The 26,948-nt window shown below is 69.0% G+C and carries 28 protein-coding genes; 10 read left to right on the forward strand and 18 right to left on the reverse strand.

The genetic code is table 11. From position 1 onward, the window contains the following. Positions 1-55: 55 nt before the first annotated feature. Positions 56-1,582, reverse strand: a complete 1,527-nt coding sequence (locus AB0B64_RS51270) for a hypothetical protein (RefSeq protein ID WP_358197272.1) — start codon at positions 1,580-1,582, stop codon at positions 56-58. A gap of 371 nt (positions 1,583-1,953) precedes the next feature. Here AB0B64_RS51270 and AB0B64_RS51275 point away from each other — a divergent pair, with 371 nt between their 5' ends. From AB0B64_RS51275 to AB0B64_RS51295, 5 genes are all read left to right on the forward strand, one after another. Then, positions 1,954-2,313, forward strand: coding sequence for a hypothetical protein (locus tag AB0B64_RS51275; RefSeq protein ID WP_358197276.1), 360 nt, complete (start codon positions 1,954-1,956; stop codon positions 2,311-2,313). Positions 2,314-2,365: 52 nt separating this feature from the next. Then, the gene (locus AB0B64_RS51280) at positions 2,366-2,782 is read left to right on the forward strand and encodes a DUF5713 family protein (RefSeq protein WP_358197280.1); all 417 of its coding nucleotides are present in this window, start codon (positions 2,366-2,368) and stop codon (positions 2,780-2,782) included. A 647-nt stretch (positions 2,783-3,429) separates the two neighbouring features. After that, complete coding sequence (locus AB0B64_RS51285; RefSeq protein WP_358197284.1) at positions 3,430-3,750, forward strand: hydrophobin family protein; 321 nt, start codon at positions 3,430-3,432, stop codon at positions 3,748-3,750. Next, positions 3,747-3,872 (forward strand): hypothetical protein, encoded by a 126-nt coding sequence (locus tag AB0B64_RS51290; RefSeq protein WP_358197287.1) that lies wholly within the window; start codon positions 3,747-3,749, stop codon positions 3,870-3,872. Before AB0B64_RS51285 ends, AB0B64_RS51290 begins: the two co-directional genes overlap by 4 nt. After that, on the forward strand, positions 3,869-4,165 hold the full coding sequence (locus AB0B64_RS51295; protein WP_358197292.1) for a UTRA domain-containing protein: 297 nt from the start codon (positions 3,869-3,871) through the stop codon (positions 4,163-4,165). The genes AB0B64_RS51290 and AB0B64_RS51295 overlap by 4 nt, the downstream gene beginning before the upstream one ends. 32 nt (positions 4,166-4,197) lie before the next feature. On the opposite strand, the gene AB0B64_RS51300 is transcribed toward AB0B64_RS51295, so the two are convergent. Beyond that, the gene (locus AB0B64_RS51300; RefSeq protein WP_358197296.1) at positions 4,198-4,611 is read right to left on the reverse strand and encodes a VOC family protein; all 414 of its coding nucleotides are present in this window, start codon (positions 4,609-4,611) and stop codon (positions 4,198-4,200) included. 215 nt (positions 4,612-4,826) lie between these two features. On the opposite strand from AB0B64_RS51300, the gene AB0B64_RS51305 reads away from it, so the two are divergent. Both AB0B64_RS51305 and AB0B64_RS51310 read left to right on the forward strand, forming a co-directional pair. After that, positions 4,827-5,069, forward strand: coding sequence for a hypothetical protein (locus tag AB0B64_RS51305; RefSeq protein WP_358197300.1), 243 nt, complete (start codon positions 4,827-4,829; stop codon positions 5,067-5,069). A gap of 11 nt (positions 5,070-5,080) precedes the next feature. Further along, a complete protein-coding gene (locus tag AB0B64_RS51310; RefSeq protein WP_358197304.1) occupies positions 5,081-6,589 on the forward strand; it encodes an alpha/beta fold hydrolase in 1,509 nt (502 codons plus the stop codon). Between the two features lie 280 nt (positions 6,590-6,869). Here the strand turns inward: AB0B64_RS51310 and AB0B64_RS51315 are convergent, their stop codons facing one another. The 6 genes from AB0B64_RS51315 to AB0B64_RS51340 form a co-directional block, all read right to left on the reverse strand. Then, positions 6,870-7,772, reverse strand: a complete 903-nt coding sequence (locus AB0B64_RS51315; RefSeq protein WP_358197309.1) for an SDR family oxidoreductase — start codon at positions 7,770-7,772, stop codon at positions 6,870-6,872. 101 nt (positions 7,773-7,873) lie between these two features. Next, the gene (locus AB0B64_RS51320; protein WP_358197313.1) at positions 7,874-9,022 is read right to left on the reverse strand and encodes a thiolase; all 1,149 of its coding nucleotides are present in this window, start codon (positions 9,020-9,022) and stop codon (positions 7,874-7,876) included. Further along, positions 9,019-9,405, reverse strand: coding sequence for an OB-fold domain-containing protein (locus AB0B64_RS51325; protein ID WP_357946302.1), 387 nt, complete (start codon positions 9,403-9,405; stop codon positions 9,019-9,021). The genes AB0B64_RS51320 and AB0B64_RS51325 overlap by 4 nt, the downstream gene beginning before the upstream one ends. Next, positions 9,402-10,241 (reverse strand): MaoC/PaaZ C-terminal domain-containing protein, encoded by an 840-nt coding sequence (locus AB0B64_RS51330; RefSeq protein WP_358197322.1) that lies wholly within the window; start codon positions 10,239-10,241, stop codon positions 9,402-9,404. Before AB0B64_RS51330 ends, AB0B64_RS51325 begins: the two co-directional genes overlap by 4 nt. A gap of 89 nt (positions 10,242-10,330) precedes the next feature. Then, the gene (locus tag AB0B64_RS51335; RefSeq protein WP_358197328.1) at positions 10,331-10,984 is read right to left on the reverse strand and encodes a response regulator transcription factor; all 654 of its coding nucleotides are present in this window, start codon (positions 10,982-10,984) and stop codon (positions 10,331-10,333) included. After that, on the reverse strand, positions 10,962-12,113 hold the full coding sequence (locus tag AB0B64_RS51340; protein ID WP_358197336.1) for a histidine kinase: 1,152 nt from the start codon (positions 12,111-12,113) through the stop codon (positions 10,962-10,964). Before AB0B64_RS51340 ends, AB0B64_RS51335 begins: the two co-directional genes overlap by 23 nt. A gap of 167 nt (positions 12,114-12,280) precedes the next feature. On the opposite strand from AB0B64_RS51340, the gene AB0B64_RS51345 reads away from it, so the two are divergent. After that, positions 12,281-14,125 carry a serine hydrolase domain-containing protein gene (locus tag AB0B64_RS51345; protein WP_358197343.1) on the forward strand — a complete coding sequence of 615 codons (1,845 nt, stop codon included), beginning with the start codon at positions 12,281-12,283 and terminating at the stop codon, positions 14,123-14,125. Between the two features lie 50 nt (positions 14,126-14,175). On the opposite strand, the gene AB0B64_RS51350 is transcribed toward AB0B64_RS51345, so the two are convergent. From AB0B64_RS51350 to AB0B64_RS51385, 8 genes are all read right to left on the reverse strand, one after another. Beyond that, a complete protein-coding gene (locus AB0B64_RS51350; protein WP_358197349.1) occupies positions 14,176-15,519 on the reverse strand; it encodes an MFS transporter in 1,344 nt (447 codons plus the stop codon). A 372-nt stretch (positions 15,520-15,891) separates the two neighbouring features. Then, positions 15,892-17,427, reverse strand: coding sequence for an AMP-binding protein (locus tag AB0B64_RS51355; RefSeq protein ID WP_358197355.1), 1,536 nt, complete (start codon positions 17,425-17,427; stop codon positions 15,892-15,894). Positions 17,428-17,535: 108 nt separating this feature from the next. Beyond that, positions 17,536-18,132: a hypothetical protein gene (locus AB0B64_RS51360; RefSeq protein ID WP_358197357.1), complete on the reverse strand. Its 597-nt coding sequence runs from the start codon at positions 18,130-18,132 to the stop codon at positions 17,536-17,538. Between the two features lie 133 nt (positions 18,133-18,265). Then, the gene (locus AB0B64_RS51365) at positions 18,266-19,090 is read right to left on the reverse strand and encodes a MetQ/NlpA family ABC transporter substrate-binding protein (RefSeq protein ID WP_357946281.1); all 825 of its coding nucleotides are present in this window, start codon (positions 19,088-19,090) and stop codon (positions 18,266-18,268) included. Positions 19,091-19,099: 9 nt separating this feature from the next. Then, complete coding sequence (locus AB0B64_RS51370) at positions 19,100-19,756, reverse strand: methionine ABC transporter permease (RefSeq protein WP_358197364.1); 657 nt, start codon at positions 19,754-19,756, stop codon at positions 19,100-19,102. Positions 19,757-19,997: 241 nt separating this feature from the next. After that, positions 19,998-20,942: an ATP-binding cassette domain-containing protein gene (locus AB0B64_RS51375; protein ID WP_358197367.1), complete on the reverse strand. Its 945-nt coding sequence runs from the start codon at positions 20,940-20,942 to the stop codon at positions 19,998-20,000. A gap of 276 nt (positions 20,943-21,218) precedes the next feature. Beyond that, positions 21,219-22,514, reverse strand: coding sequence for an alpha-amylase family glycosyl hydrolase (locus AB0B64_RS51380; RefSeq protein WP_357946272.1), 1,296 nt, complete (start codon positions 22,512-22,514; stop codon positions 21,219-21,221). Continuing rightward, positions 22,498-23,664 carry an FUSC family protein gene (locus AB0B64_RS51385; RefSeq protein ID WP_358197374.1) on the reverse strand — a complete coding sequence of 389 codons (1,167 nt, stop codon included), beginning with the start codon at positions 23,662-23,664 and terminating at the stop codon, positions 22,498-22,500. Before AB0B64_RS51385 ends, AB0B64_RS51380 begins: the two co-directional genes overlap by 17 nt. Before the next feature lie 110 nt (positions 23,665-23,774). On the opposite strand from AB0B64_RS51385, the gene AB0B64_RS51390 reads away from it, so the two are divergent. Next, positions 23,775-24,215 (forward strand): MarR family transcriptional regulator, encoded by a 441-nt coding sequence (locus AB0B64_RS51390; protein ID WP_358197378.1) that lies wholly within the window; start codon positions 23,775-23,777, stop codon positions 24,213-24,215. A 63-nt stretch (positions 24,216-24,278) separates the two neighbouring features. Here the strand turns inward: AB0B64_RS51390 and AB0B64_RS51395 are convergent, their stop codons facing one another. Next, the gene (locus AB0B64_RS51395) at positions 24,279-25,151 is read right to left on the reverse strand and encodes a helix-turn-helix domain-containing protein (RefSeq protein ID WP_357946263.1); all 873 of its coding nucleotides are present in this window, start codon (positions 25,149-25,151) and stop codon (positions 24,279-24,281) included. On the opposite strand from AB0B64_RS51395, the gene AB0B64_RS51400 reads away from it, so the two are divergent. Beyond that, positions 25,150-25,692: a TIGR03086 family metal-binding protein gene (locus AB0B64_RS51400; RefSeq protein WP_358197388.1), complete on the forward strand. Its 543-nt coding sequence runs from the start codon at positions 25,150-25,152 to the stop codon at positions 25,690-25,692. The genes AB0B64_RS51395 and AB0B64_RS51400 overlap by 2 nt on opposite strands. A gap of 103 nt (positions 25,693-25,795) precedes the next feature. Here AB0B64_RS51400 and AB0B64_RS51405 read toward each other — a convergent pair whose 3' ends face one another. Continuing rightward, a complete protein-coding gene (locus tag AB0B64_RS51405; RefSeq protein ID WP_358197400.1) occupies positions 25,796-26,938 on the reverse strand; it encodes a Fic family protein in 1,143 nt (380 codons plus the stop codon). Positions 26,939-26,948: the final 10 nt, after the last annotated feature.

Raw genomic sequence — 26,948 nt, forward strand, 5'->3', positions numbered from 1 at the left:
TATGAACCTGGTCGGAAATTTACCTTGGGCGGCAACCACACAGGTCAGGGACGGTTTAATCGGCCCTCGTCCGCTTGAGCGGGTCGGCTCCTCGCGCGAGTACCAGGTCGGGGAGCTGGGCGAGGATCGGGTCAGGGCCCAGTGTACGGATGGGGATGTGGTGGGCGGTGGCGGCCAGGGCGCGCAGGTGCGGCGGGGTGAGCGGCCGGACCGCCCAGCACACCAGTTGCGCCGCGCGTTCTTCGGTGCTGGGGGTGCGGGCGGGCCGCTCGTCGATGGCCGGGGCCGGTGGATCCACGGCCAGGAAGGCGACCGGTGCCATCCGGGGATCTTCGCCGAGCGGACGCACCCGCGCCCACGCCTGACCGTCGCGCATGCCGAGCCGGACGTACGGTTGCGGGCACAGCTGCCAGCCACTGCGGCGCAGCCGGGAGGACTTCCTGGCCATCGGCGACAGCCAGTGATTGGGGATGAGCACGGCCCCGTGGGCGGGATGCCACAGCACCCCGCAGTCGACGTCGGCCTCGTCCTCGGCGGCGCCGGCGTGGTCCGCGTAGCCGGCCAGCATGGTCTGCAGGCAGGCGATGGTGTCGGCCGGCGTTCTGTGCCGGGCGATCATCGCGCCGCCCCGATACACCAGGTACAGGTTTCTGGGCCGTTCGACGGTGAGGGTGGCCGGCGCGTACGCGGCGTCGGCGGTGTGCGCCGACAGCCAGCCGTCGAGTTCGCCGGTGACCGCACCCCGGGTGGCGATCCCCACGACGCGGTCGCCGGCGCGGACCGGCCGCACCGAGGTGCCCTCGCCGGAGGTGACGTTCACCGAGCAGGAACTGGGGGTTTCCATCACCACTCGGTCGGGTTCGTCCCCGAGCGTCGACACGATCATGGCACTCACCTGGTGGTAGCCCTCCAGGATCCGCGGGGGCGCGCCTGGGTGGAGCAGCACGCCGCTGGGGGTGCCCAGGGGCGCGGCCGCTCGGGCCATCTCGGCCAGATCGGCCAGCTCGGGCAGATCGGCCAGGTCGGGCAGGTCGGGCAAGTCGGTCGACTCGCCCGTCTCGGGCAGGCTGGCCGGGTCGGGCAGGTCGGCCAGCCGATCGAGTCCGGTGCCGGAAAAGGCTCCGAACAGCCGAATCCGATCGTCGCCGGACACCACCACACCGCCGTCCCGCAAGGGCGCGTTGGCGGCCAGGTCGGTCAGGAGCTGGTCGCAGTAGGCGCAGTCACGGCCCACCCCGACCGCCAGGATCGGCGTGCCGACTCGCGGGAACAGGGCGGCCCGCTGAAGCAGGTCACGCCGCAGTGCCCGCCCGCGCTCCTCGTACTCCTCGATCTCGGGATCACCGACCAGAATCGCGGCCTGGTCGTCCAGCGTGATGAGGCCCGCGCTCGCCCACACCCGCAAGCAGCTCAGGGCCGCCTGCCCGGGCGATCCATCCAGCCCGATCGCGACGATCCACCGCAGCCAGCAAGCCGCCGGGGCGTTGAGATACGCGCCGATCGCGGTATCGGTGCGCACCAGCACCGCCCCACCGGACGCCAGCCCGGCCAGGACCGTCTGCGGCCCCCAGCCGATCTTCATCGACAGCGGCGCCTGCACACGGAGAGGTCGGGGGCAAGCGAGCAGCAGACCAGCCCCGGGCAGCATCGGCCGACCGGCCCAGCGATGCCGCTACACAGGTCGCCTTCGGGTATGCATGCTTGGCTGGCCGTGTAGACCTGGGTGAAGAATTCTGGCGAGTCCATGCGATGTGCTCCTTGACGTACTGGCGGCCATTGCGTTGTGCGAGGCCACAACCAGCGTCAATCACTGTAAGCATCCAGTCAATTGCATAAAGTGATGCAGGTCGGGCGTATCGGCCGACCCGCTACACACTTCTCCCCGAAAGGGTCAGGCCCCGGGAAGCTCCGGCCACTGAGCCTGCTGCGCATCTCGCCTCATAGAGTGCAGGGATGGGGACCAACGGTCGGCTCCGTAGCCTCGTCGTCGGTGATGCGACCTGGCTGTGGTCGGTACATCACAAACATGCCGAATGCCGCGAGATCCTCTCTCTTCACCGCGAGGGCGCCGACGTGACCCTGCGCATCGTCTTCCGCGCGGGTCCCGGCCGCTATGTCGCCGAGGGGCACTGGTACGCGGGCTCGATCACCAATGGTCGCGGAGATCTGCTCAACCTCCACGAGCCGGGGGTCGTGCGGCGGCTCCTCGACGAGACAGCGACGCGCGACGCCCTGCCCGCAAGCCCTGGCGAGACGGAGGTGGACGGCTGGCCTCTCTTCGACGCACTCGTCAGCCGGGGCGACCGTCCTTGAACGTGGGCCGATACGAGCACGTTTGATCCCGCGCGCCGCTAGTCTGCCTCCGATGGCGATCAGATCCGCTGCACGCGAAGCCGGAGCCGCCGAAGAACCCGACCGATGGGGAGAACAGGGGATCCCGGTGCCGCCCACAAACGAGCGAGTGGTCAACCACGCATTTCTCAGAGGCATGTACGACGACAGGTATTTTCCCGATCACGTTGTCGACAAGGGGAAAGCGATCCTGCTGAGGCTGTGCGAGCGGATCGAGGCCGAGCGGCCTTCGGATCTGGCGGCGTTGTATCTGCTCACGGAGGTCGCAACGGAGGAGTTCAACGCGCTGGAGGCTGAGTTCGAGGCGGCCGACAGTCAGATTGAGACCGTCGCGCGCGAAGTGATCGCCGAGGACTTTTGGTTCGTGGCGTCGGCATACGGTTTCGCGGACGCGGATATGGAAGCGTTGATCGGCGCCCGCGAGTGGTGATGTGGTCGATACCACGATGAACTGAGGGGCCGACGCAGCGCTTGGGCTGGTGCGCGACCTGCGTAAGGGCCCTTACCGCGCTTCGCCGCGTTGCCCTGCCCGACAAAACTCTCCTCACAGACTCGAACTTTCCGCGGGGACCCCAGAGAAGCCATTGCCCGTAGAACACTACGGGCCCCTCCTCCGTCTCGCGATCCATCAATCTGGATCGTCGCTCGGGACGGGCAGGATTCATAAAAAGCTCCCTAAACCCGTATGCGCGGTGACCCGTCCCGAGCTCGTCGCGCGGAGAAAATGATCGCGGTCACGCCACGATCGTTCAGTCGGGGAAGGCGGCGCCGGAGCGCTGCCCACGTCCGCTGAAAGCCACGCTTAACCGCCGCCGCTCGCCCATGACCGGCAAATCGACCGGCTCGCCAGTGGGAAAGGGGTCGTGTTCGCGACCGCGAATTCAGGCCGCGCTGTTTGCACGGTCACCGCCAACAGAACCATGGGAGCTCGGTATGTCGAAGCCGGATGTCGTTCCGCTTCGACCGGATCTCTGACAGATCGCCTGCCGGCACGTCAACTGAAAGGCGGCAGAGCACACGCTGCTGGAGTCCCACTTCTGTATGGAACCCGTCCACCACTTCCTCTAAGGAGTCAAGGTGAAGATGCCTCTCGGCCGCCTCAGCGGCATCGTGGCCATCGCAACTCTCGCGCTCACCCTTCCCCTTACCGGCACGGGCCTCGCCCAAGCCGCCCAAACCATCCCAATGGCGTGCAACGCTGTCCAAAACAGCAGCGACCCCGCAATCAGCACTTTGTTGGGGCTCCTTGGGATCGTCGCCCCGCCGAATACTCCTGTGGGAGTCCAGTGCAGGCCGATGCCGAACGGTGACCCGAGCGTAAACTTCTGCGCCCAGAACAACTCGTTCAACGGCGTTGTCGCGTTCGGGCAGGTGCCCAAAAACCACACCTGTCCGTGAACCGTGAGCTCGCCGCCCAGCGCCGCTCCCTTGTGCACAGCTGGTTCCGGGAGCGGCAGGCCGGGTCGCCGTTCGCCGGGCTCATGCAGGAGCGGATCGTCACGGCAGCTGGGAGCCGTTGAGCCTCACGAAGGGTACGCCGATCGCGGTGCCGGAAGGCGGCCAGCACGCGGGACTCGCCGTGACCCACCGGATGGCGGCGATCGGCATCCAGGTCGACACCTGGGACGAGGAAGTGTGGGCGCGGCCGGCCGCACGGGAGGAGGCGCGGACGCTCGGCATCAGCGCCGGCAGCATCGTGATGGTCGTCGAACGCAGCTACTTCGCGGGCGAGCTGGTGGTCGAAGTGGCCGACATCATCGTGCCCGCGGAGTCTACGAAGCTCGTCTACAACGGGCCGGTCGGCGACAGCTGAGGCGATCTACAACCGCGGCACCACGTGGGCGGCTATCGAGGGCGGGTCCCAAGCTGCTGAGAGACGCGCAGTAGATAGCCGTCCGGGTCCTGCACCGCGAACTGGCGCACGCCCACGGCATCGACGCTCCTTTCGTACCAGCGCTCTTCCAACGGCAACCACATGTCGTAACCGGCGGCAAGCAGCGTGGTGTGAATCCGCTCCACGTCGTCCACCTCAACCGTCAGGTTGATCCCACGCCCGTACGGGTGGTCCAGCTCCGCGCGTGGGTAGAGACGGTCCTGACTCCACGGCTGCTCCAACATCAAGTCCGCCGCCCCGTCACGTTCAAGGTAAGCGAATCGCTCCTGGGGGCGCTCGTAGCGAATCTCGAAGCCCAGCAGGCGATAGAAGGCCAGACTGGCCTGGATGTCGGAGCAGATCAGTTCAGGAACGAGTCGCGACATTTCGTCACTCTGGCAGTTCCCGAACACTCCAGCAAATCTCATCGTTGTGCCAAAGGGCTTCCAGGCAACCCCGTCGACCAGGCGATAAGGCGTCCTTACCTGGAGCAGGGCACCGAGATCATCCCTTAGTCGCTCACAGCCCTGGGAGCTGGCTCCCAGGGGGAATCCTCCGGCAGGCCGAGGAAATCCGGTGCACGGTAGACGAAGCTATCGGCATGATCGCAAAAGCCTTGGGATTCGCGCTGGCTGCGGCCCTGTTGCCTGGCACCCCAGCCGCTTCGACCGGCCCGCATGACTGCGCGAATGCGACCACCCGCTGCGACGGCAGCCTCGATGTCCCTCTCGATTGGGAAAATCCCTCCTCCGAGCGCATTTCCGTAGCCTTCGCCTGGATGCCGGCCAAGGACGCCGACGGGACCGTGGTCGCCAACCTCGGGGGCCAGGGCAGACTCTGCTGACCGTTCCCGAGATGCAGCGGGTACTCGGACCTGTGCTCGAACGCAAGAACCTCCTGGTCATGGATCCGCGCGGGATGGGGAAGTCCTCGCCGCTGCTCTGCCCAGGAGCCGGCCTCGAGAAGCCCGAGACCATCGCCGCCTGTGCCAAGAGCGTGGGTCCGCGGGGCGCGTACTTCACCGCCGACCAGGCCTCGCACGATCTTGACGCGATTCGGCGGGCGCTTGGTCTGGGCAAGGTGAGTTTCTACGGCAATTCCTACGGCACCCTGTACGCCCAGGCGTACGCCGCTCGGTATCCAGGTAGCCTGGACGCGATCTTCCTGGACAGCTCCGTGGTCGTGGACCGCGACGGATACGCGAGCTGGAAGAACTACTGGTCCAGGCTCCGCCAACTTGATCTCGTCTGCGCACGGTCGACGGCGTGCGACGCGCTGCCGGGCAGCGCTTCCGACAATTGGACTCGGTTGGTGGATCGGCTGCGGGAGCGGCCCGATCCGAAGGTGTCGGTATTCCAGACCGTAGCGCTCAGCAACGTGTGGGAGCCGGTGTTCGGCCGGGAGGCCACCGCGGCCGCGGACGCCTATCTGCGCGGCGACCCAGCTCCGCTGCACCGCCTGGCCCGACTGATTCCCGCGACGCTTCCACCGGCCAATGATCCGGACGTTGCCGGATATTTGGGCTTTCGCTGCGGCGACGGTACGTTCCCCTTCGACCGGCTTGCCTCGGCGGCCGAGCGCCAGGTTCAGGCCGAGCGCTATTACGAGCGGGTACGCCCGCTGGGGCCGTATCAGATCACCGACATTCTTCCCTCTGGGATCGGTAGCGTCGAGCCGTGCGTCAACTGGCCGACTCCGCGCCACAGCCCGCCGCGCCCAGCTGGACAGGCACTGCCCGCCGTACCCGTCCTGGTGATGGCCGGGGAGATTGACATGAACAGCCCCGCCGAAGTAACCCAATCGCTGCGGGCCTTCCCGAACGCGACCATCGTGCGGGTCCCATTCGGGCCGCATGCGCTGACCTCTGGCACATCGCCGATGGGTGATTGCGTGCGTGGCATGCTGCGTACCTTCTTGACCACCAAGAAGGTGACCGACCAGCACTGCACCGGCGAGAACTATCGCGCCCTCGGCGCCTTCCCCCAGACCGTCGAAGAGGTGCCGCCGACTCCGGCCCGCGAGCTCAGCATCGCCCAGCGGCGGGTGCTCGCGGCCACCTTCGCCACCGCCACGGACGCCACCGCCCGCCGTAACCCCAACGGCTACGTCTATGCAAGGCTGCAGAACGAACCAGGGCTGCGCGGCGGCCAGGTCACCTTCGGTCAGGACATCACACTCGACGAGGTACGGTTCGTGCGCGACCTGCGGGTCAGCGGACCGATCAAGCTCACCTCCGACGGCCGCGCCACCGCCACGCTCCGTGCCGAGACCGGCGAGCGCACCCACGAGATAACGCTGACCTGGACGGCGTTCTCCACCCACCCGTCCCTGTCGGGCACCTTCGACGGCATCCCCTTCGACTAACTGCCCGTCACAGCTATGCCGGCTTCATCTCGAGGGTGCTACTGCCTCATCTCTTGCGGCGGTTGGCGACCATCACCACGAAAACGAACATCGCGATGGCCAGGATCGCGGCTAACGCGATGATGAGCTCGATAACGCCGATGCCGAACATGGCCCTCCAAGCCGAGTGGGAGGTTACTCGTGGGGGCAGCGTACATCGACGCGCTCGTATGGCCTCAGGTCGGAGCGGAGCTCGTAGCGGCGCGGACGCTGCAGTACGCCGCCACCTCAGTGGGGAAGGTCAACCGGCGGCCGGTCGACCGCTCATGTCGACGTTGGGCGCGGCCTTGGCGACCAGGTCCGGGATCACGCTGCCGAGGTCCGCGGCGTCCCAAAGGTCTTGCTTGGTCACCTCCGGGCCGAGCCGCCACGCCTCGGCGACACCGATCCGCCCGCCGCCGACGTCGAACACCCGCCCGGTGACGGCGTCGCTCTCCGTACTGGCCAGCCAGGCCACCAGCGGCGATACCTGCTCGGGCCCGAGACCGGCGGCGTAATCGACCGGCATGACGGCCTCGGTGAGCCGGGTGAACGCGGCGGGCGCGACGGCGTTCGCGGTCACACCGTAGCGGCCGAGTTCCGTGGCCGCGATGAGGGTGAACGCGGCGATGCCGGCCTTGGCCGCACCATAGTTGGATTGGCCGAAGTTGCCGTAGATGCCCGAGGCCGAAGTGGTGTTGATGAGCCTTGCGCGCAGTGGCTGCCCGCTCTCCTTGGCCCGCGCGCGCCAGTATCCCGCGGCGAAATGGGTCGGCCCTGCGGTGCCACGCAGGTGGACCCGGATCACCGCGTCCCAGTTCTCCTCCGTCATGGACGCGATGGTCTGGTCGCGCAGGATGCCGGCGTTGTTCACCAGGACGTCCAGGCCGCCGAACTCGCCGATCGCCTGGTCGATGAGCCGCTTCGCGCCCTGCCAGTCGGCGACGTCGTCGGTGTTGGCGACGGCCTTGCCCCCCGCCGCCACGATCTCGTCCACCACCAGCTGCGCCGCGCCGGCGTCGGACCCGGTGCCGTCCGTGGCGCCGCCGAGGTCGTTGACCACCACGTGGGCCCCCTGCCGCGCCAGCTCCAGCGCGTGTGTACGGCCGAGACCGCGGCCCGCGCCGGTCACGATCGCCACCCGGCCTTCACAGATACCGCTCATATGGGCTTTGTCCTCCTGTTGTCGCGTTGCTGGGTCGTTCTGGCTCAGGGCCTGTGGTTGGCGTTCGGGTTCAGGACCTGCGGCTCTGGATCAGGAAAGGTTCAGGGCCTGCGGTTGGACAGCACCAGGCTCCCCGAGGCCGCGAAGAACATCCCCACGCCCTGCACGAACCCGATCTCCACATCCGGCACCTGCGCGTCCGCCTCGCCCCTGAGCTGGCGGACGGACTCCTGGATGGCGAACATCCCGTACATCCCGGTGTGGGTGTAACTGAGCCCGCCGCCGTTGGTGTTCATGGGCAGCGAGCCGCCCGGCCGGGTGTGGCCGTCGGCGATGAAGGCGCCCGACTCGCCGCGGCCGACGAAGCCGAGGTCCTCGAGCATGTACAGCGGTACGTGGGCGAAGGCGTCGTAGCACATCAGGTGGTCGATGTCCCCGTGGCTCACCCCGGCCGTGGCGAACGCCTCCGCGCTGGAGCGCCGGAAGGCCAGGCTGGAGCCTGGATCCTCCATCTGGGAGACCAGCGCGCCTTCGGCCGACTCGCCCGAGCCCAGCAGGTACACCGGGCGCCCGGGCAGATCGGCCGCCCGCTCGGCGCTGGTCAGCACCAGGGCGCCGCCGCCGTCGGTGACCACGCAGCACATGTCCTTGGTGAACGGGTAGGCGATCACCGGCCCGGCCAGCACCTCGTCCACGGTCACGATGTCGCGGCGCATGGCGCGCGGGTTCTTGGCCGCCCACTCCCGCTGGGCCACCACCACCTGGGCCAGGTCCTCCCGGCCCATGTCGCGCTCGTGCAGGAAGCGCAGGGCGGGCAGGGTGAAGGTGGCGTACGGCAGCACCGCCCCGTACGGCATCTCGAACTGGCCCCCGGCGGAGGCCGCGTTCATGCCGTACTGCGGCATGCCCACGCGTGATCTGCCCGACTCGCCGTGCGTGATGAGCACCACGTCGGCGGCCCCGGCCGCGATCGCGGCGGCGGCGTGCCGGACGTGCAGCATGAAGCTGCAGCCGCCGACCATGGTGCCGTCCAGCCAGCGGGGCGTGATGCCCAGGTGGTGGGAGACCTCCATGGCCAGCGGGCCGGCGGTGGCGATGCCGTCCACGTCCGCCGGCGTCAGGCCGGCGTCCTTGAGGGCGCGGCGCGCCGCCCGCGCGTGCAGCTCGATCATGGAGACGTCGGGCAGTACGCCGACCTGCTCGGTCTCCGCCGCTCCGACGATCGCGACATCGCCTCCGTGCATGCTCATGCCGTCACTCCCTCCGGCTGGAAGACCGGCACGTCATCCTGAAAGCAGACCTGTAGCCGCAGGTCCAGCGGCAGGTTCTCCGGTGTGGGCTCGACGCCCACGATGTTGGTCATGAGGCGTGGTCCTTCGTCCAGTTCGACCAGCGCGATCACCGGCGACAGTCCCTCCAGGCCCTTCATCGGCCGCTGGTTGATGACGTAGGACACGAGGCGCGCCCGGCCGGACACGGTCACCCAATGCACCTCCTGCGAGAAGCAGTAGCGGCAGGAGGGGCGCGGGTAGAAGTAGTGACGGTCGCAGGCGCCGCAGCGCTGCACCCGCAGCTCGCCTTGGCGGGCGCCTTCCCAGTAAGGCGCCGTCTCCGGCGTGGGCTGCGGCTTCACCGCGACGCCCCGGTGAACACGCCGCGGTCGAGCACCACGGTGTCTCCCACCTTGGTGATGAACCGGCCGTCGTCCCAGATGTGCACGGCGAGCTCCTGTCCGGGCACCACCGGAGCGGCGAAGCGGGCCGACATCCCGCCGAACGCCGCCGGGTCCGAGCCGCACAGCGTGTGCAGCAGGGCCCGGCCGGTGAACCCGTACGTGCACAGCCCGTGCAGGATGGGGCGTTCGAAGCCGGCGCGGGCGGCCAGCCACGGGTCGGAGTGCAAGGGGTTGCGGTCCCCGCTCAGCCGGTACAGAAGCGCCTGATCGATGCGGGTCGGGTAGACGACGACGTGGTCGGCCGGGCGGTCGGGCCGCTCCCACAGGGCCGACTCCCCCCGCTCTCCGCCGAAACCGCCCTCGCCGCGGACGAAGATCCCGGTTCTGACCTCCACGACCGGCGCGCCCGTGTCGGCGTCGACGATCGTGGACTCCATGATGGCCAGCGCGCCGCTGCCCTTGTCGTAGATGCCCGCCACGTGGGAGGTCGAGCGCACCCGGCCGTCCACGGGCAGCGGGCCGGCCAGCCGGATCGACTGCTCGGCGTGCAGGATCTGCGCGAAGTCGAAGTCGCCCAGTTTGGGGCCGCCTCCGCCGCCGCCGAGCATCACGGCGAAGGTGGGCAGCACCTGCTGGGCGATCCCGTGTGAGTTCTCGGTGGTGAAGGGCAGCTCGGCCAGCGGATCCTGCGCTCCGGCGCCGACCCCCAGGGCGTACAGGATGGCGTCCTTCGAGGTCCACGTGTGCTCGCCCGACTCCCAGGTCTGTCCGACGGCATCGAGGTTCATCGACATGTTCACTCCTTTCGCCCCCGAAATGTATATAGACGAAAGACGTCTGTAAAGATGTTCCAGATCTTTATTCGAGACGAGGCTGGGCTGAGTCAGTCGACCAGGCCGGCGCGGTAGGCGGCGATGGCCACCTGTACGCGGTTCGTGACGGCGAGCTTGTCGAACAGATGGGAGATGTGGCTCTTGACCGTGGCCTCGCTCATGTTCAGGCGGGCCGCGATCTCGGTGTTGGAGCGGCCGAACCCGACCTCGGTGAGCACCTCGCGCTCGCGGGAGGTCAGGGCCTCCAGCCGGGCGAGCGCGTCACGGCGGCGCCGAATGGGCTGGTCAGTGGTGAGCCGGTGGATCAGCCGCCGGGTGACCCGCGGGGACAGCATCGAGTCGCCGCCGTGCGCGAGGCGGATCGCCTGGATCAGGTCGTGCGGTGAGGTGTCCTTGAGCAGGAACCCGCAGGCCCCGGCCTCCAGGGCGGCGAAGACGTGCTCGTCGCTGTCGAACGTGGTCAGGATGATCACCGCGGGTGCCCGGTCGAGCCGGCGGATGGCCCCGGTGGCGGCCAGGCCGTCGAACCGGGGCATCCTGATGTCCATCAGGACGACGTCGGGCCCGAGGCGGCGGACCGCCTCGACGGCCTGGTTGCCGTCCTCGGCCTCGCCCACGATCTCCACGTCGGGTGCGGACTCGATGATGAACCGCAGCCCCGCGCGGATCAGCGACTCGTCGTCAACCAGCAGCGTCCTGATCATGTGATTCCCCCGGCGATGCGTCCGCGGCGTGCCACGGCAGCCGGCCCTCAAGACGCCAGCCTCCCGCATCGTCGGGCCCGCCGCGCACCCTTCCGCCGATCAGCCGGAAACGCTCCGCCAGGCCCACCAGACCGACCCCGGCGCCGGTCTCCAGACTTGGCTGAAGCGATCGTCCGTTGACCACCGCGATCGTGACACCGTCTTCCCTGCTCCCGGTCGCCGTGACCGTGATCGGGGCTCCGTGGGCGTGCTTGTGCGCGTTGGTCAGGCCCTCCTGGACGAGGCGATGGGCGGCCCTGGCCGTCTCCGGCGGCCACGTGCCGATATCGCCGTGCAGGGTGACGGTGCCGCCGATCGATACCCAGGAGTCGACCAGCCGCCGCAGGTCGGGGAAGCCGTCGTCGTCATCGTCGGGCCCGGCGCGCAGCACGCCGAGGATCTTGCGCAGCTCTTCGAGCGCCTCCTGCGCGCTGACCCGGATCAGCGCCGCCTCCCGCTCGACGCGCTCCGGCCCGGCGCTCGCGTTCACCTCCAGGCCGCCGGCGTGCAGCGAGATGAGCGTGACCTTGTGCGCGAGCACGTCGTGCATCTCCCGGGCGATCCGGCCGCGCTCGGCGGACCTCGCCTGCTCGTTGCGCAGCCGCTGCTCGGTCTCGGCGCGTTCGGCGCGCTCGCGCAGTGATCGGGTCAGCTCGCGGCGGGTGGCGGCGTACGCCCCTGCCGCCAGCGTGACCCCGGTGGCGGTCACCGCCGAGATCAGCGCGTCCGTGCCCAACCGGCCGCCGTCCACCCACTGCTGGGCCAGGAACCCCGCCATGCCGATCGCCGCCAGCGCCAGGAAATGCGTGCCCGCGCCGGAGAACAGGCTGATCAGCAGCGGCCCCGGGTTGCCCGACAGCACGTACGCGCCCGCCCCGACGACGGCCACCGCGACCGGCCACCGGCCCCGGAACCACACCGCACCCGTGCCTGCCAGCCCGGCGGCGGCGATGACCGGTCGCGGCAGCGGCGCCCACGGCGTCTTGACCGCCAGGACGGTGAGGAACAGGCAGAGCGCCACGGAGGCCGCGCTGATCGCGTGTGGCCCGAGCGCGGCCGACCGCCGCGACGCCGCGCGGTACAACAGCATCGGTCCAGCGTAGCCAGGGCGGCGGCGCGCCACCTCATACCAGCGTCGGTGCCGGACGCCGGGCCGTCTCCCACTTTCGTCGGAGACGGCTATGGCCGCGATGGCGATGCGGCCGCCCCCTCGCCGGCCGCACCGTGGATGGCCTCGACAGGGTGAGGAGTCGTCCCGTGTATGTCTTCCGTTCGATGCTCGTCGCGGTGTGCGCGGCACTGACGATCCTCGTGCCGCGTCCCGCCGCGGCAGCTACCGATATTCCGGACGAACGTGCTCTGGCAGCCTTCTTCGACGCCGCGGTGGCGGACGGGCTGGCGGCCAACCACGTGCCGGGCGCGGTCGTCTCGGTGGTGGGCGGCGGGAAGATCCTCTTCAGCAAGGGGTACGGACTGGCCGACGTCGAGAACCGCAGGCCCTTCGACCCCGGCACCTCAATGGTCCGGATCGCCTCGATCACCAAGCTGTTCACCTGGACCGCGGTGATGCAGCAGGTCCAGCGCGGCAGGCTGGACCTGAAGGCGGACGTGAACCGCTACCTCACCGCGTTCCGGATCCCCGCGACCTACCCCCGGCCGATCACACTGCAGGACCTGATGGACCACACGGCCGGATTCGAGGACCGCACGATCGGCGTGGGGGCGCGGAGCAAGGACGACGTGCCACCCTTGGGGGACTATCTCGCCGACAACATGCCCGCGCGGGTGCGCCCGCCCGGCGAGGTGTCGGCGTACTCGAACTATGGGGCGGCGCTGGCCGGATACATCGTGTCGCGGGTGAGCGGGCAGCCGTACGACGAGTACATACGCGACCACATCCTCGACCCGCTCGCGATGCGGCACAGCACGGCCGCCGAGCCCGTCCCCGCCCCCTTGGCCGCGGATCTGGCGCGCAGCTACGACTACGAGGGCGGGGCGTACCGCCGCAAGCCGTTCGTCTTCGACAACCTCGCCCCCGACGGGTCGATCAGCGCCACCGCGAACGACATGGCCCACTTCATGATCGCCCACCTGCGGGACGGACGCTTCGGCGACCAGCGCATCCTCGACGAGCCCACGGGCCGACTCATGCACCGGCGGACGTTCGCGGCCGATCCGCGCATCGACGGGTACGCCCACGGGTTCAAGGAGCAGACGCTCAACGGGCATCGCGTGATCATGCACGACGGCGGCTGGGAGCGCTTCGAGAGCGCGTTGCTGCTGGTGCCCGACGCCGACCTCGGCCTGTTCATCTCCACCAACAGTCCGGGCGGGACCGACGCCGCCACCAAGATCATTCCTGCCTTCTTCGACCGCTTCCTGCCCGGAAAGCGCGCCGAGCCCGACGGCGGTGCTCCCGTCACGCCCGTTGAAGGCTTCTACAAGCTCACCCGGTCCGCCGAGTCCAGCATCGAGAAGGTGGTCGCCCTGACCAGCTCCACCCGGCTGCGCGCGGCGGGCGGGAAGCTCGTCTTCGGGGGCTCGACGTGGAGCCCGCTGGGGCCCGGGCTTTATCAGCAGGACGGCGGTACGCGGCGGCTGGCGCTGGTGACCGGCGGAAGCGGTGTCGCGTACGTGGCCACGGACGGCCCCGCCTACCAACGCGTCCCCTGGTGGGACACCCCGCCGGTCAACGTCGTCATCGTCCTGCTGTTCGCCGTCACCGCCCTGACCGCCGTGCTCGGCCTGCCGGTGGCCGCTGTGGTCCGCCTGGTCAAGAAGCGTCCCGTTCCGCGTGCCTGGCGCGCCGGGCGTGTCCTGGCCGGGCTCGCCGCCGCGGTCGGGCTGGTGTTCGTGGTGCTGTTCACGCTGGTCCTGACCGGCGACACGAGCATCCTGTACGGCGTGCCGGCCGACGTCCAGGTCCTCCTGGTGCTGCCGCTGCTGGTCCTCGCGCTCACCGTCGCCGGGGTCGCCACCACCGTGAGGGCCTGGCGGCACGCGGGCGTCCTGGCCCGCGGCCACCAGGTGGTCGTGCTGGCGGGACTGCTCGCCCTCCTCTGGTTCTGCCAGCACTGGAACCTGCTCGGCTGGCACCTGTGATCATTCGACCGCCTGGCTCAGCGGCTGCTGGACTGCCGTCAGGACCGCCGCTAGCGCGCGAGCCGGGCCGCCTCCACCTTGGCCGCGTCGCGCTCGGGGTTCACCACCAGGGCGAACAGCAGCCCGCCCACGATGGCGATGCCGCCCATCAGCGCGAAGATCGTGGTGTAGCCCTCCGCGAGCGCACCCGTCGCCCGCGCGCTGTCGAGCACGCGGCCCGTGAGCAACGGCCCGCCGGCCGCCACGATGCCGGTCACGGCCAGTCCGATCGACAGGACGCTTCTTTGCTGGCCCACCGGCGCTATCTGCACGAGAGCCGGGTTGGTCATGGCGTTGACGGTCATGGCCAGCCCGTAGCCCAGCATCAGCAGGCCCATCGGGAACGCCACTCCGGAGGCGAGGGGCAGGGCGGCGAGGAAGACCCCGCCCAGCCCCAGCACCGCGCCGCCCATCAGCCCTCGGGCGCGCCGGGCCGTCGTCCCTCGCTTGAGCAGCCGGTCGCTCCAGGCGCCGCACCCGTACAGGAACACCATGGCGGCGATGCTCGGCACGCCGAACAGCGAGCCCGCCGTCACCGCGGAGAACCCCAGGCCCAGCTGGAAGTAGGAGGGCAGCCAGGTGAGGACCACGATCGCGATCATCGCGGCGGCGCTGTTGGCGATCACGAACCCGGCGAAGGTGCCGGTCAGCAGGATGGCGCGGACGGGCGCGCGCGGTCCGGACGCCGCCGGAGCCTCCGGCCGCGCTTTGGTGGTGACCGCCTGGCTGTAGGGCCCTTCCCGCCCGATGAACAGCCAGCCCACGGCCCAGAGCAGGCCGAGGATCGCGACGGCGAGGAACCCCGCCTCCCAGCTGAAGGCGGCGATGATGAGCGCCAGCGGCGGGGCGAAGAGCAGCTTGCCGAACGAGGCCCCGGTCGTCAGCAGCGCCGTGGGCAGGCCACGCCGTTCGTTGGGCCACCAGCTGTACGCGGTCGCGTACGCCGTCGGCGTCGCGGGCCCCTCGGCCAGGCCGAGCAGGAACCGCGTCGCCAGGAGCAGTCCTCCTGACGCGGCGAAGAACACGGGCAGCTGGAGCAGGCACCAGATGAGGACGACGGTGAAGAGGGTCGTCTTGACGGGCAGCCTGTCGGCCACCAGTGCGTACAGGAACACCGAGAGCGGGCCGAGCAGGCCCGCGGCGCTGCTGATGGCCCCGAACTCGGCCGCCGTGAGCCCCAGGTCGGCCATGGCCGGCTGGGCGACGAGCCCGAGGATCGCCTTGTCGAGGTAGGCGATCAGCATGACGCCGACCAGCATCACCGTCATGCCCCAGGCCACGACTGGACGGGTTTTGCCCGCCGTGGCCGGTGCGGTGATCGGTTCGGGCTGCAAGGGGACGCTCTCGCTCACCATGATGGGTTCCTTCCGGGGGGCGAAGGAGAAATGGGGGAAGTGAACCGGGCCATCCGCTCTCGAGAATGCGGAAGTCCGATGTGGCGACTTGGTACGTGAGGGGGGGTCGGGCTGCTTCGGCAGCCGAGCTGCGGCTTCGGGGGAGCTCCGCGATGGAGCTGCTCTCGGAAGCGGCGTGGGGAGAGATAGGTGGAGCCGCGGTTAATTTAGACGAAACACGTCTGCAATAAGCAAGCTAGGTCGTCTCCCCAGCGGTGTCAATGGCGCGGCAGCGCCCGTTCGGCGGCGGGCGCGCGGTCGATCTTTAGCCGGATCTTGACAGAAAGCGGCCGGTCAGAGGTCAAGTACGCGCGCTCGGCGCGGGCGCGGGGCCTACGCGCCGGTGGGCCAGTACTCGTCCTTCAGCAACCGCTTGTAGAGCTTGCCCGTGGGGTGGCGCGGGAGCTCCACGCGGAAGTCCACCGACTTGGGACACTTGTAGTGGGCCAGTCGCGCCCGGCAATACTCGATCAGCTCCGCCTCCAGCTCCGGTCCCGCCTCGGCCATCGACGCCGGCTGCACCACGGCCTTGACCTGCTCGCCCATCTCCTCGTCCGGCACTCCGAAGACGGCCACGTCGGCGACCTTCGGGTGCAGGCACAGGATGTTCTCCGCCTCCTGCGGGTAGATGTTCACGCCGCCCGAGATGATCATGTACGAGCGGCGGTCCGTGAGGTAGAGGAAGCCGTCGGCGTCCAGGTAGCCGATGTCGCCGAGCGTGGTCCAGCCCCTCCCCTGCGGGTCCTGGACGGAGCGGGTCTTGTCCGGGTCGCCGTGGTATTCGAAGCGGGTGGAGCTGTCGAAGTAGATCGTGCCGTGTTCGCCGGCCGGCAGTTCATTGCCGTCCTCGTCGCAGACGCGCACGGTGCCGAGCAGCGAGCGGCCGACGGTGCCCCGGTGCTCCAGCCAGTCCTGCGAGCCGGTGTAGAGGAAGCCGTTGCCCTCGGTGCCCGCGTAGTACTCGTGGATGATCGGGCCCCACCAGGCGATCATCTGCTCCTTGACGGGGATGGGGCAGGGGGCGGCGGCATGGATGGCGCACTGCAGGGACGACAGGTCGTACTTTTTCCGGATCTCGGCGGGCAGTTTGAGCATCTTGATGAACATGGTCGGGACGAGCTGCGAATGCGTCACCCCGTACTTCTCGACCAGCTCCAGATAGCGTTCGGGATCGAAGCGCTCCATCACCACGATCGTCGCGCCGAGCCGCTGGAAGCTCAGGCAGTAGCGCAGCGGCGCGGCGTGGTAGAGCGGCGCGGGCGACAGATAGACGCTGTCGGCCGTCGGCGCGAACAGGCCCTGGATGAGCTGGAGCAGCATGTTCGGCTCCGTCAGCGGCGTACGCGGCAGAGGGGGCTTGACGCCCTTGGGCCTGCCGGTGGTGCCGGAGGAGTAGAGCATGTCGGAGCCCTGGCACTCGTCGGCGATCGGCGTGGCCGGCTGACCCGCCACCGCCTGCTCGTAGGAGTCGTAGCCCTCGGCGGCGCCGTCCAGCATGAGGCGCAGCTCGACACCGGGCGTCACGGCGGTGATCGAAGTGGCGACCTCCGCCAGGCTGGCGTCCGAGATGAACACCCGGGCGCCGCAGTTGTTCACGATGTACGCGAGCTCGTCGGTGCCCAGCCGGGAGCTGATCGCCGTGTAGTACAGGCCCGACCGCTGCGCCGCCCAGGCGATGGCCAGGAAGAGGGGATGGTTGGGGAGCATGAAGGCGACGTGGTCACCCGGCCGTAGCCCGGCGGCGCGGAACAGGTGGGCCAGCCGGTTCGACTCCTCGTCCAGCTGCCGGTAGGTGAGGACCTGGCCGGAGCCGGCCATGATCACAGCGGGCTTGTCGGGGGTGACGGCCGCGATGGCTCCCGGGTACATGACCGAACACTATTCGGGAACGTGCGCGCAATGCCAGCGATCCCGAAAGGCCCGGTGAATACGGCGGAGCCGCGATCTCAGCGTCGAGATCGCGGCTCCGCGTTCTGCTCAGGCGGCGTGATACACGTCCTGCCACCCGGAGTGGAACCCTGTCGGTCCGTGCCGGTTGCCCCTGCTCACGTCCACAAAGATGTGGGCCGCGTCCTTACCCGAGAAGGAGAACTCCGCGGGGTGCCTGCCGCACGTGGAGAAGGACCTGAACGACGCGTGACCGTCGCTGCCGACGACCTTGAAGGTCTCCCACGCGCACTTGTTGTGGCCCCACCACTTGTAGTTGGTGAGAGTGCTGTCGACGGTGAAGAAGTAGCTGAACCGCCACTCCCACACGCGCTTCTTGATCTTCTTGACGACGAACTCGCAGTGCTTCTTGTGCGTCTTCTTGTCGAAGGTGCACACCTTCGACTTGACGAAGAACGTCTTCCAGTGCCAGAACTTGAACCGCTTCTTGTCCACGCTCACGTGGCCTTCCGCCTTGGCCTTGTGATCGCTGGAGAAGTAGGGTCCCCAGCTCGCGTCGTAGAAGCTCGACGAGGTCGTGGCTGGAGTGGCGGTGGTGACAGTGGTGGCAGTGGCCGCTGCCGGTGCGCCGATGGCCACCACGGTGGTGGCTGCGACGCCGATCAGGATTCGCGAAACGAATCGCACGAGGGCCTCCTCGGGAGAGGTATTGCTGACCCAGCCTTCGTACGTCTGACCGATTGCCACGCACTTTCAACCGACTTAACACCACAGGTGACGGGATAAGAGGATTTTCCCGATCTTCCGGATTTATCGGTTATTATCCGGCAGCGATCACGGAACCGGCGTACTTCTGCTTGATGAATTCCTTGACCTTCGGGTCCTGAAGGAGCTTGCCCAAGGTCACGATATTCGCGTCCTTTTCATGCCCAGCGGCCACAACCAGCCCATTGACGTACGGGTTCCCCTCGGCCTTCTCCAGCACCAGGGCTTGCGAAGCGGGCTTGAGTCCGGCCTCGATGGCGTAGTTGCCGTTGATGACCGCGGCGTCGACGTCGTCGAGCGAGCGGGGCAGCTGCGCGGCCTCCAGCGGCTTGAACACCAGCTTCTTCGGGTTGTCGGTCACGTCACGCTCGGTCGCCGCGGTGCCGGCGCCGTCCTTGAGCTTGACCACGCCGTTGTCGGCGAGCAGCTTGAGGGCGCGGCCCAGGTTCGTGGCGTCGTTGGGCACGGCCACGGTGGCGCCCTGCGGCAGGGCGGCCAAGGCGGTCACCTTCTTGGAGTACAGCCCCAGCGGCTCAAGATGCACCGGCGCCACGAAGCTCAGCTTGGTGCCCTTGGAGGCGTTGAAGTCGTCCAGGTAGGGCTTGTGCTGGAAGAAGTTCGCGTCCAGCTGGCCCTCACTGAGCTGTACGTTCGGCTGCACGTAGTCCGTGAACTCCACGATGTCCAGCTTCAGCCCGGCCGCCGGAGCCAGGTTCTGCTTGACGAAGTTCAGGATCTCGGCGTGCGGGACCGGGCTGGCGCCCACCTTCAGCACTGTGTCGGCCGACTCGGCGGTCTTGCTGGTCGCTCCCTGCGACGTTCCGCATGCGGCGAGCAACAGGGCAAGGGCAATAGCGCCCACAATGGTCCGAAATTTCATTGTTTTTCCTTACTTATGCGATAGCCGGCGGGCGACCAGGTCGCCCAGGCTCTGGATCAGCTGCACCAGCACGACGAGCAGCACGACAGTGACGATCATGAGCAGGGTCTCGAACCGCTGGTACCCGTACCTGACGGCGAGGTCCCCCAGCCCGCCCCCGCCGATGGTCCCGGCCATGGCGGAGTAGCCGATGAGCGCGACGACGGTGACGGTCACCGCGGCGACGAGGCCGGGCAGCGCCTCGGGCAGCAGCACCTTGCGCACGATCGTCGTACGACCGGCGCCCATCGCTTGAGCCGCCTGCACCACGTCGGCGCCCACCTCGCGCAGCGCCGTCTCCACCAGCCTGGCGAAGAACGGCACCGCCCCCACGGTGAGCGGCACGACCACGGCCGCGGTGCCGATGGTGGTGCCCACGACGAGCCGGGTGAAGGGAATGATGGCGATCATCAGCACGATGAACGGCAGCGACCGCCCCACATTCACCACGACGCCCAGCACCGACTTCAACGCCGGCACCGGCCGCAGCCCCCCGCGATCGAACACCACGAGCGCCACGCCCAGCGGCAGCCCGAACAGCACCGTGAAGAGGGTCGACCAGCCGACCATCTGCGCGGTCTGCCCGGCCGCCTCCCAGAGCAACGGCCCCATCTCATCCCAGGTCATGCCGACTCCTCCCCCGAAAACTCACGGACCGGGTCCTCCCCCGAAGACCCACGAACCGGGTCCTCCTCCGAAAGCCAGAGATCGGGGCCTTTTCCGGAAAACCACGGACCGGGGCCAAGAAGGCGCACGTCACGGCGCTCAGCCACCTCCACCGGAGGAGCGTGTCCCTGGACAGACGCCCGCCCCGGACGGCGGGTGGGGCCCACCGTGCTGTGCCGTACAAGAAGAATGTTGGTTTTCATCACGACACCAGCACCCCCCGCGAGCGCAGGAAGTCCAGCGCGCCGGCCTCCTCGCCCCCCGAGAAGGACACCCGCAGGCGGCCGACGGCGCCACCCGCGAGGTCCTCGATCGAGCCGCCCAGGATGTTCACGTCCACGTCGAACTTGCGCACCACCTCCGACACCACCGCCTGTCGCGGGTCGCCGGTGAAGGTGAGCGTGACCGAGCCCGCGGGCGCCGGTTCGGGCAGCGGGAAGATCTCGCGCGTCAGTCGCGATCCCGGCGTCCTGATCAGGTCGGCGATCGTGCCCGATTCCTCGACGCGGCCGTCCGACATGATGGCGACCGAGTCGCAGACGCTCTTGACGACGTTCATCTCGTGGGTGATCAGCAGGATCGTCAGGCCCAGCTCGGTGTTAAGCCGCTTGAGCAGGGCCAGGATCGACTGCGTGGTGGCCGGGTCGAGCGCCGACGTGGCCTCGTCCGACAGCAGGACCGACGGGTTGCCCGCGAGTGCCCTGGCGATGCCGACGCGCTGCTTCTGCCCGCCCGAGAGCTGGTTCGGGCGGTCGCCGCCCCGGCCGCCGAGGCCGACCAGGTCGAGGAGTTCGGCGACGCGGCGCTCCCGCTCGGCCCTGGGCACGCCCATGACCTCCAGCGGGAAGGCGACGTTTCCGGCGACCGTGCGCGAGGAGAGCAGCGCGAAGTGCTGGTGGATCATGCCGATGCGCTGCCTGGCGCGGTTGAGCTCGCCGCTGCGCAGCGCGGTCAGGTCCTGTCCGGCGACGGTGACGGTGCCCGCGGTGGGGCGTTCGAGCAGGTTGACGCAGCGCAGGAGGGTGCTCTTGCCCGCACCGCTCTGACCGAGCACGCCGTAGATCTCACCTTCGCGTACGTGTATGTCGACGCCGTCGAGAGCGACGGTGTTCCCGTACACCTTGCGCAGGCCGGACGCCTGAATCACGAAAAATCCCCACCACTAAGAGCGGCAGCACGCCGCTGAAATCGACATCAACATCGTTGGAGGGCCCGCGGGCGGGCGGTCTAACGGGTGCCGGGGTGGAAGGGCAGGTGGCTCAACCTGCGCAGCACGAAAATGGGAGTAAGCATGGGTGACCTTCGAGGAGGGACGGCTGGTTAGCGGACCTGGCAGCCCATAGCGGACATTCGCCCCATACAGCAACATCCGGCGCCGCTGCGGGCGCTCTGGTCTGTCACGTATGCCTCGTTCACGCCATTGTTAACGGCCTGACTGCTTCCCGCTATTCCCTACTTCCTCGGTGACCTGCGTCACGACACTCCAGCTGTGCGCCGGGACGACGGCCGGATCGATCACGCCGTGCCGCGGCTCGGCCGGGTCGGCCCGGCCGATCGGGAAGTGGTGCGGCTGGTCGCCGAGGTTCAGCAGCGTGACGATCTCCGTCCCGTCGCCGCCGCCGTCGCGCGGGCGGGAGCGAAGGGCCACGGCCGTGTTGGTCAGGTGCTCGGCGGTGGTACGGGCTCTGACCAGCCACGGGTGGCGCCTGCGCAGGCCGATGAGCCGCTGGTGCAACCGGTAGACCTCGATCCCGTCCGGGGCGAGGCCGCCGGGCTCCGCCGGGAACTCCGGCCTGATCGCGTCGTCACCACCCGCCCGCTCCTCCTTCAGTCCCTGGAACGCCTGCTCGTCGCCGTAGTAGACGCTCGGCAGGCCGCCGACGGTGAAGAGCACGGCCAGGGCGTGGCCGAGGTGGAGGGGATTCTCGAGGCGGGTGGCGAGCCTGGTGACGTCGTGGTTCCCGACGAAGGTGAGGGGGACGAAGCTGTCCAGCAATCCGTCGTGGCGGTCGAGGGCCCAGGCCAGCTCGAAGAGGTTCCGGTCGTTCAGGGAGCTCCAGATGGCCTTCCACAGCTCGTACTGGGTGACGGAGTCGAGCCCCGACTCGGCGACATATCCGGCATAGTCGCCGTGGATCACCTCGCCGCCGAACCACGCCTCCGGGTGCCGCGCCCGCACCTCGGGCAGCACCTCCCGCCAGAACGACGCCGGCACGGCATAGGCCGCGTCGAGCCGCCAGCCCGCCGCGCCGCGGTCGAGCCAGTGGTTCAGTACGGCGGCGACGTGGTCTCGCACAGCCGGTTCGGCGTGGTCGAGCGCGATAAGCCCCGGATGCCCTTCGAACACCTCGTAGCCGTCGGGCCCCCTCCTGAACCATCGCTCGTCCGCCTGGAACGACCGGCCGACGTGGTTGAACACGCCGTCGAGGATGATCCGGAGCCCGCGCCGCCGCGCCTCGGCGACGAGGGAGTCGAAGTCGGCGTCGTCACCGAGGCGCGGGTCGATCCTGAAGTGATCGACGGTGTCGTAGCCGTGGGTCTCGGCGGCGAAGATCGGCCCGAGCTGCAGCCCCGAGCAGCCGAGCTCAACGACATAGTCCAGCCACGCCTCCAGGTGGCGCAGCCGGTGCCGCACACCCTCCTGGGCGGTGGCCGGCGCTCCGGTGAAGCCGAGCGGGTAGACCTGCCACCAGATCGCATGGTCAGTCCACGATGGCACGTACGCTCCTCTCCCGGCGTACTGTCCAGGGTAGATAGCCGATCCCCAGAGCCAGCACGCAGCCTATGGCCGTGTCCGCCAGCCGGTACCCGATCGTGGCGGGGGCCACTCTTCCGCCGCCCTCCATGAGCAGCAGGACGAGCGGCGTCATGACGGTCGCGTACAGGGTGTACTGGCGATCCTTGAGCACCGGGCGGACCGCGGCCAGTACCGAGACGAGCAGCACGAACAGCCACGACGGCGGCACCCACAGCAGCACGGCGGACCCGGCCAGCACTCCGGCGGCGGTGCCCGCGGCCCGCTCGATCGCCCGCCGCAGCGCGCCGTCCAGCTGTCGCCTGACCACGATCACGACGGTGACGGCGATCCAGGAGGCGTTCGGCTGCGGCCACACCCGGCCGATGACCTCCGCGGCGGCCAGGCAGGTGGTCAGGCGGATGGCGTACTGCCAGCCGCGCACGGTCCCGAGCGTCCGCCACCAGCGCTTCAGAAGCGCTCTGCTCGTGGATGTGCGTTCCCTTTGGGGTGGTCGTCGTGTTCGGGCGCCCACCGCGGTGGGCGGTGCGGTGGCTGGCGCGGTGGGCAGTGCCGTGACGAGGGCCGTGACCAGTAGGCCCCAGATCGCCCCTTCGGCGAGCAATACGGCGGCGGCGACGGGAGCGGCGCCCTGGGCGCCCAGGCCGGTCGTGATGACCATGAAGACGATGAAGCGCGTCGTGTGCTCGGCCATGGGACGGCTCATCCCGCCCACCACCGCCACCACGGCCGCGACGAGCACGACGGTCACCGCCGTGATCCAGCCGTGCCCGCCAGCGATGACACCGACGAGCCCCGCCCCGGTCGTGGCCACCAGTGCGTAACCTCCGCGCACCAGCCCCTCAGCCAAAGAGGCGCCCCTGGTGGGTGCGGCGACGCCGTCGGCGCGTGTCATGCCCGCCAAGCCTCCGCCCACGGAGACTCCGCTCACCACCGCCCGGCCTCCGCTCAGGGTCACCACCGCCCGGCCTCCGCTCAGGGAAACCCCGCTCACGGCGAGGGCGCCGATGGCGGCCAGCGCGCCCAGGTCGGGATGTCCGGCGGCGACACCCCACGCGACCGGCCCGCCGAGCCCCAGCGCGGCGGCGATCATACGTCGCGTCTCGATCCCCACGTCGACACCTCCCGACGCGGGAGCCTAGCACTATCTATACGCATTGCGTAGTAAATATCACGTGAACACCAAGTACAGAAGGGCATTTAGTAAGTGCTAACGTAATAATCATGGACGACGCGGAACTACGAGCCACGGCCGTGTCACTCCGCCGCGCAGCCGTCGGCCTGGCGCGGCGCCTGCGCGAGGAGCGCCCCGCACACGGCCTCGGCGCCCTGGCCCTCTCGCTGCTCGGCCACCTGCACCGGCGCGGCGCCATGACCGCCGGAGAGCTGGCATCGGCCGAACACCTGCAACCGCAGTCCGTCACCCGCGTCCTGGCCGCGCTGGACGAGCAGGGCCTGATCCGCCGCTCTCGCGACGAGGACGACCGCCGCCGGCACCACATCGTCCTCACCGAACGCGGCACCGCGATCCTCACTGAGCAGGCCGGCACCACGGACGTGTGGCTGGCCCAGGCGATGGCACAGCGGCTCACCCCGGCGGAGTGCCGCATCCTGGCCGTCGCCGCCGAACTACTCGACCAGCTGCACGCCTCTACCTCCCGATAAGACCAGCCGCCCGCCTCCACCGCCCGCTCAGACCAACCGCCCGACTAGACCAACCGCGCGCCTCTACCTCCCGGTCAGGGGAGAGGACTCTTGGCGGACGTGAGGATCAGGTGTATAGCCTCTGAGCCGGGCGTAGGCCGCGGGTGGCATGCCGACCGCGGCGGTGAAGTCTCGGGTCAGGTGCGCCTGGTCGGTGTAGCCGAGTTCGGTGGCCAGTGTGGCGAGATCGAGGCCCTGGTAGACGCGTTCCGCGGCCTCGTGCAGCCGGAAACGGCGGATCACCCACTTGGGGCCGATACCGACATAGTCCCGGAACAACCGCTGCAGCGAGCGCACCGACCGCCCCGAGTTGGCGGCCAGCTCGTCGACCCTGGTCATGGACACGTCGTCCTCCACCATCGCCACCAGCGCCGCGACCTCCTCGGCCAGCGGATCCGGTTCCGGCTCCTTACTCAGCAGGAACGTCTCGATTAGCGCTATAGCGGCCCGGGGGTCGGGTTCTGCCAGGACCCGCTCGACCAAGGTCGTGCCCGCCGCACCGAACATCTCGCCGATCTCCACGAAGCGGCTGGTCAGCTCGGAGACCGGGCCGCCGAGGAACGGCCGGAAGCCGCCGGGGCGGAAGCGCGTGCCGATCACTCGGCCGCTGCCCCGCATCGTGTACGAGAACCCGCCCCTGATCACTCCCGCGATCCGGTGGAAGTCCTGGGTGATGGTCATGTTCACGGTGGGATGGGAGACGATGCGCTGTTCGTACGGCTCGGGGAGGTCGGTCCAGGTGACGACCCAGAAGTGCTCCACATACGCCGAAATTTCGGGCAATGGCGCCTGGCGGGAGAAATTGAAGGCGTTGAGTCCCGCGTACGGGTCGACCCAGCCGCGCTGTCGCGTTTCTACAAGCCGCGCCTGCGGTGGGCGGGGCACCATGGCTGCCATGGACGACATGATGCCGCTGATGACGCGTGCCACCGAACGTGCCTCGGGATTGGTGGCCGCGGTGCGAGAGGAACAGTTCGGGTCACCGACGCCATGCGCGAAGTTCGACGTCAAAGAGTTGATCAACCACCTGGAGTGGGTGGCGGAGATGTTCGAGTCGCTGGCGCGCAAGGGACCGCGCCTGGAGCAGGGGCCCTACGCGGGCGACTTCCCCGAGCGAGCGGAACGCACGCTCGCCGCCTGGTCACGGCGCGAGGCGTGGGAGGGGACCAGCCCCGACATGGGGATGCCGATGACCGCGCTGGCCCACATGTATCTCATCGACCTGGTCGTGCACGGCTGGGACCTGGCCAAGGCCACCGGTCAGGAGTACGAGCCGGAGCCCGAGGCGGTCACGCGGGCGCTGGACTTCACCGACCGGATGGTGGAGATGGGCAGGCAGCGCGGCGTCTTCGGGCCGCCGGTGGCGGTACCGGACGACGCCCCGGCGTTTGACCGCCTACTGGGCCTCATCGGCCGGGATCCGGCCTGGACACCGTGATCTTCGGTTAGCCGGGGGTCTGCGGTCGGTCGGGGGTCTGCGGTCGGTCGGGGGCCCGCGATTGGTCGGCGGTCGGCGGTCTGCGGTTCGTGGGTCGGCCACGCTACGCGTTCGCGTCAGTCATGTAGGGGTCGCGCAGCGGGGTGACGCGTTCGGCGAAGTCGGCCTTGATCCTGGCCATGCGCGGACCGGGGGCGTAGAAGCGGCCCTTGGTCTCGCCGTACGGCTGGAGCCAGCCCTTGGCGGCAAGGTCGCGCAGGTCGCGGGCGGCCTGGCCCTGACTGAGCCCTTCGTCGGCCTGGTAGCGACTCCGGCGCAGACGCCTGTTGACGAACACCTCGTAGAGGGCGGAGACGCTCCGGCTGTTGAGACCGTCGGCGTCGACCTGCTCCTCCAGCAGCATCCAGATCTCCCCGGCCTCGCCGAGACGCTGGAGGACCCGCTGGGCCTGCATGTGATGCGCCTTTAGGCAGAAGCGCACCCACGGCAACGTGCTCCCGTGAGGGCTCCATCGCCGCCCGCCGACCTGGCCGAGCACGTCGTAGTAGTCGATGGTGGTGCGCTGCTGGCCGAGCCACTCCTCGATGGAGGAGAACTCCGGCAGCGTGATCTGGTCCCGGCCCAGGACGAGCGTCTGCAGCGCGCGGGACATCCGGCCGTTGCCGTCACGCCAGGGGTGGATCTTGACCAGGTTGAAGTGGGCCATGGCCGCCCGGACATAACTAGGGCAGTCCTGGTCACCGTCATTGAGCCACGCGACCAAGTCGTCCATCGCCCCCGGGACAAGGTCGGCGTCGGGGCCTTCGTAGACCACCTCGCCCGACTCGGAATCCCGGATGTAGATCCCACCCGGTCGGATCACGCCTGGTGTCTTGTTGCGATGGTGGCCGATCATCATGAAGTTGAGCGCGTTGAGCACGCCCACGTCGAATCGGAAGACCGGCGCCCGCGACAACGCCTGGATATAGGTCAGCGCCTGCTGGTAACCTGCGATCTCCCGTGTCACCGACGCCGACGTCTCCAGCGGCTCCTCCCCCGCCATGATCGACTCGATGTCCTCGACGCTGGCCCGGTAGCCCTCGATCGAGTTGGACCCTTGAATCGCCCGCGCCTGCAGTTGCCGGCGGAGCTGTCCGTCCCAACGGTGCGTCTCGGCCAGGCGATATTTCAAGTCTCGCCGCATATCTTCGATCTCCGCGAGCACGCCCTTGTCGGCGGCCTCCAATGCGGGTGTGCCGTACAGCATGAAGCCAGGA

Origin of the sequence: Nonomuraea sp. NPDC049129, from assembly GCF_040648495.1 — a bacterium.
GTDB lineage: Bacteria > Actinomycetota > Actinomycetes > Streptosporangiales > Streptosporangiaceae > Nonomuraea.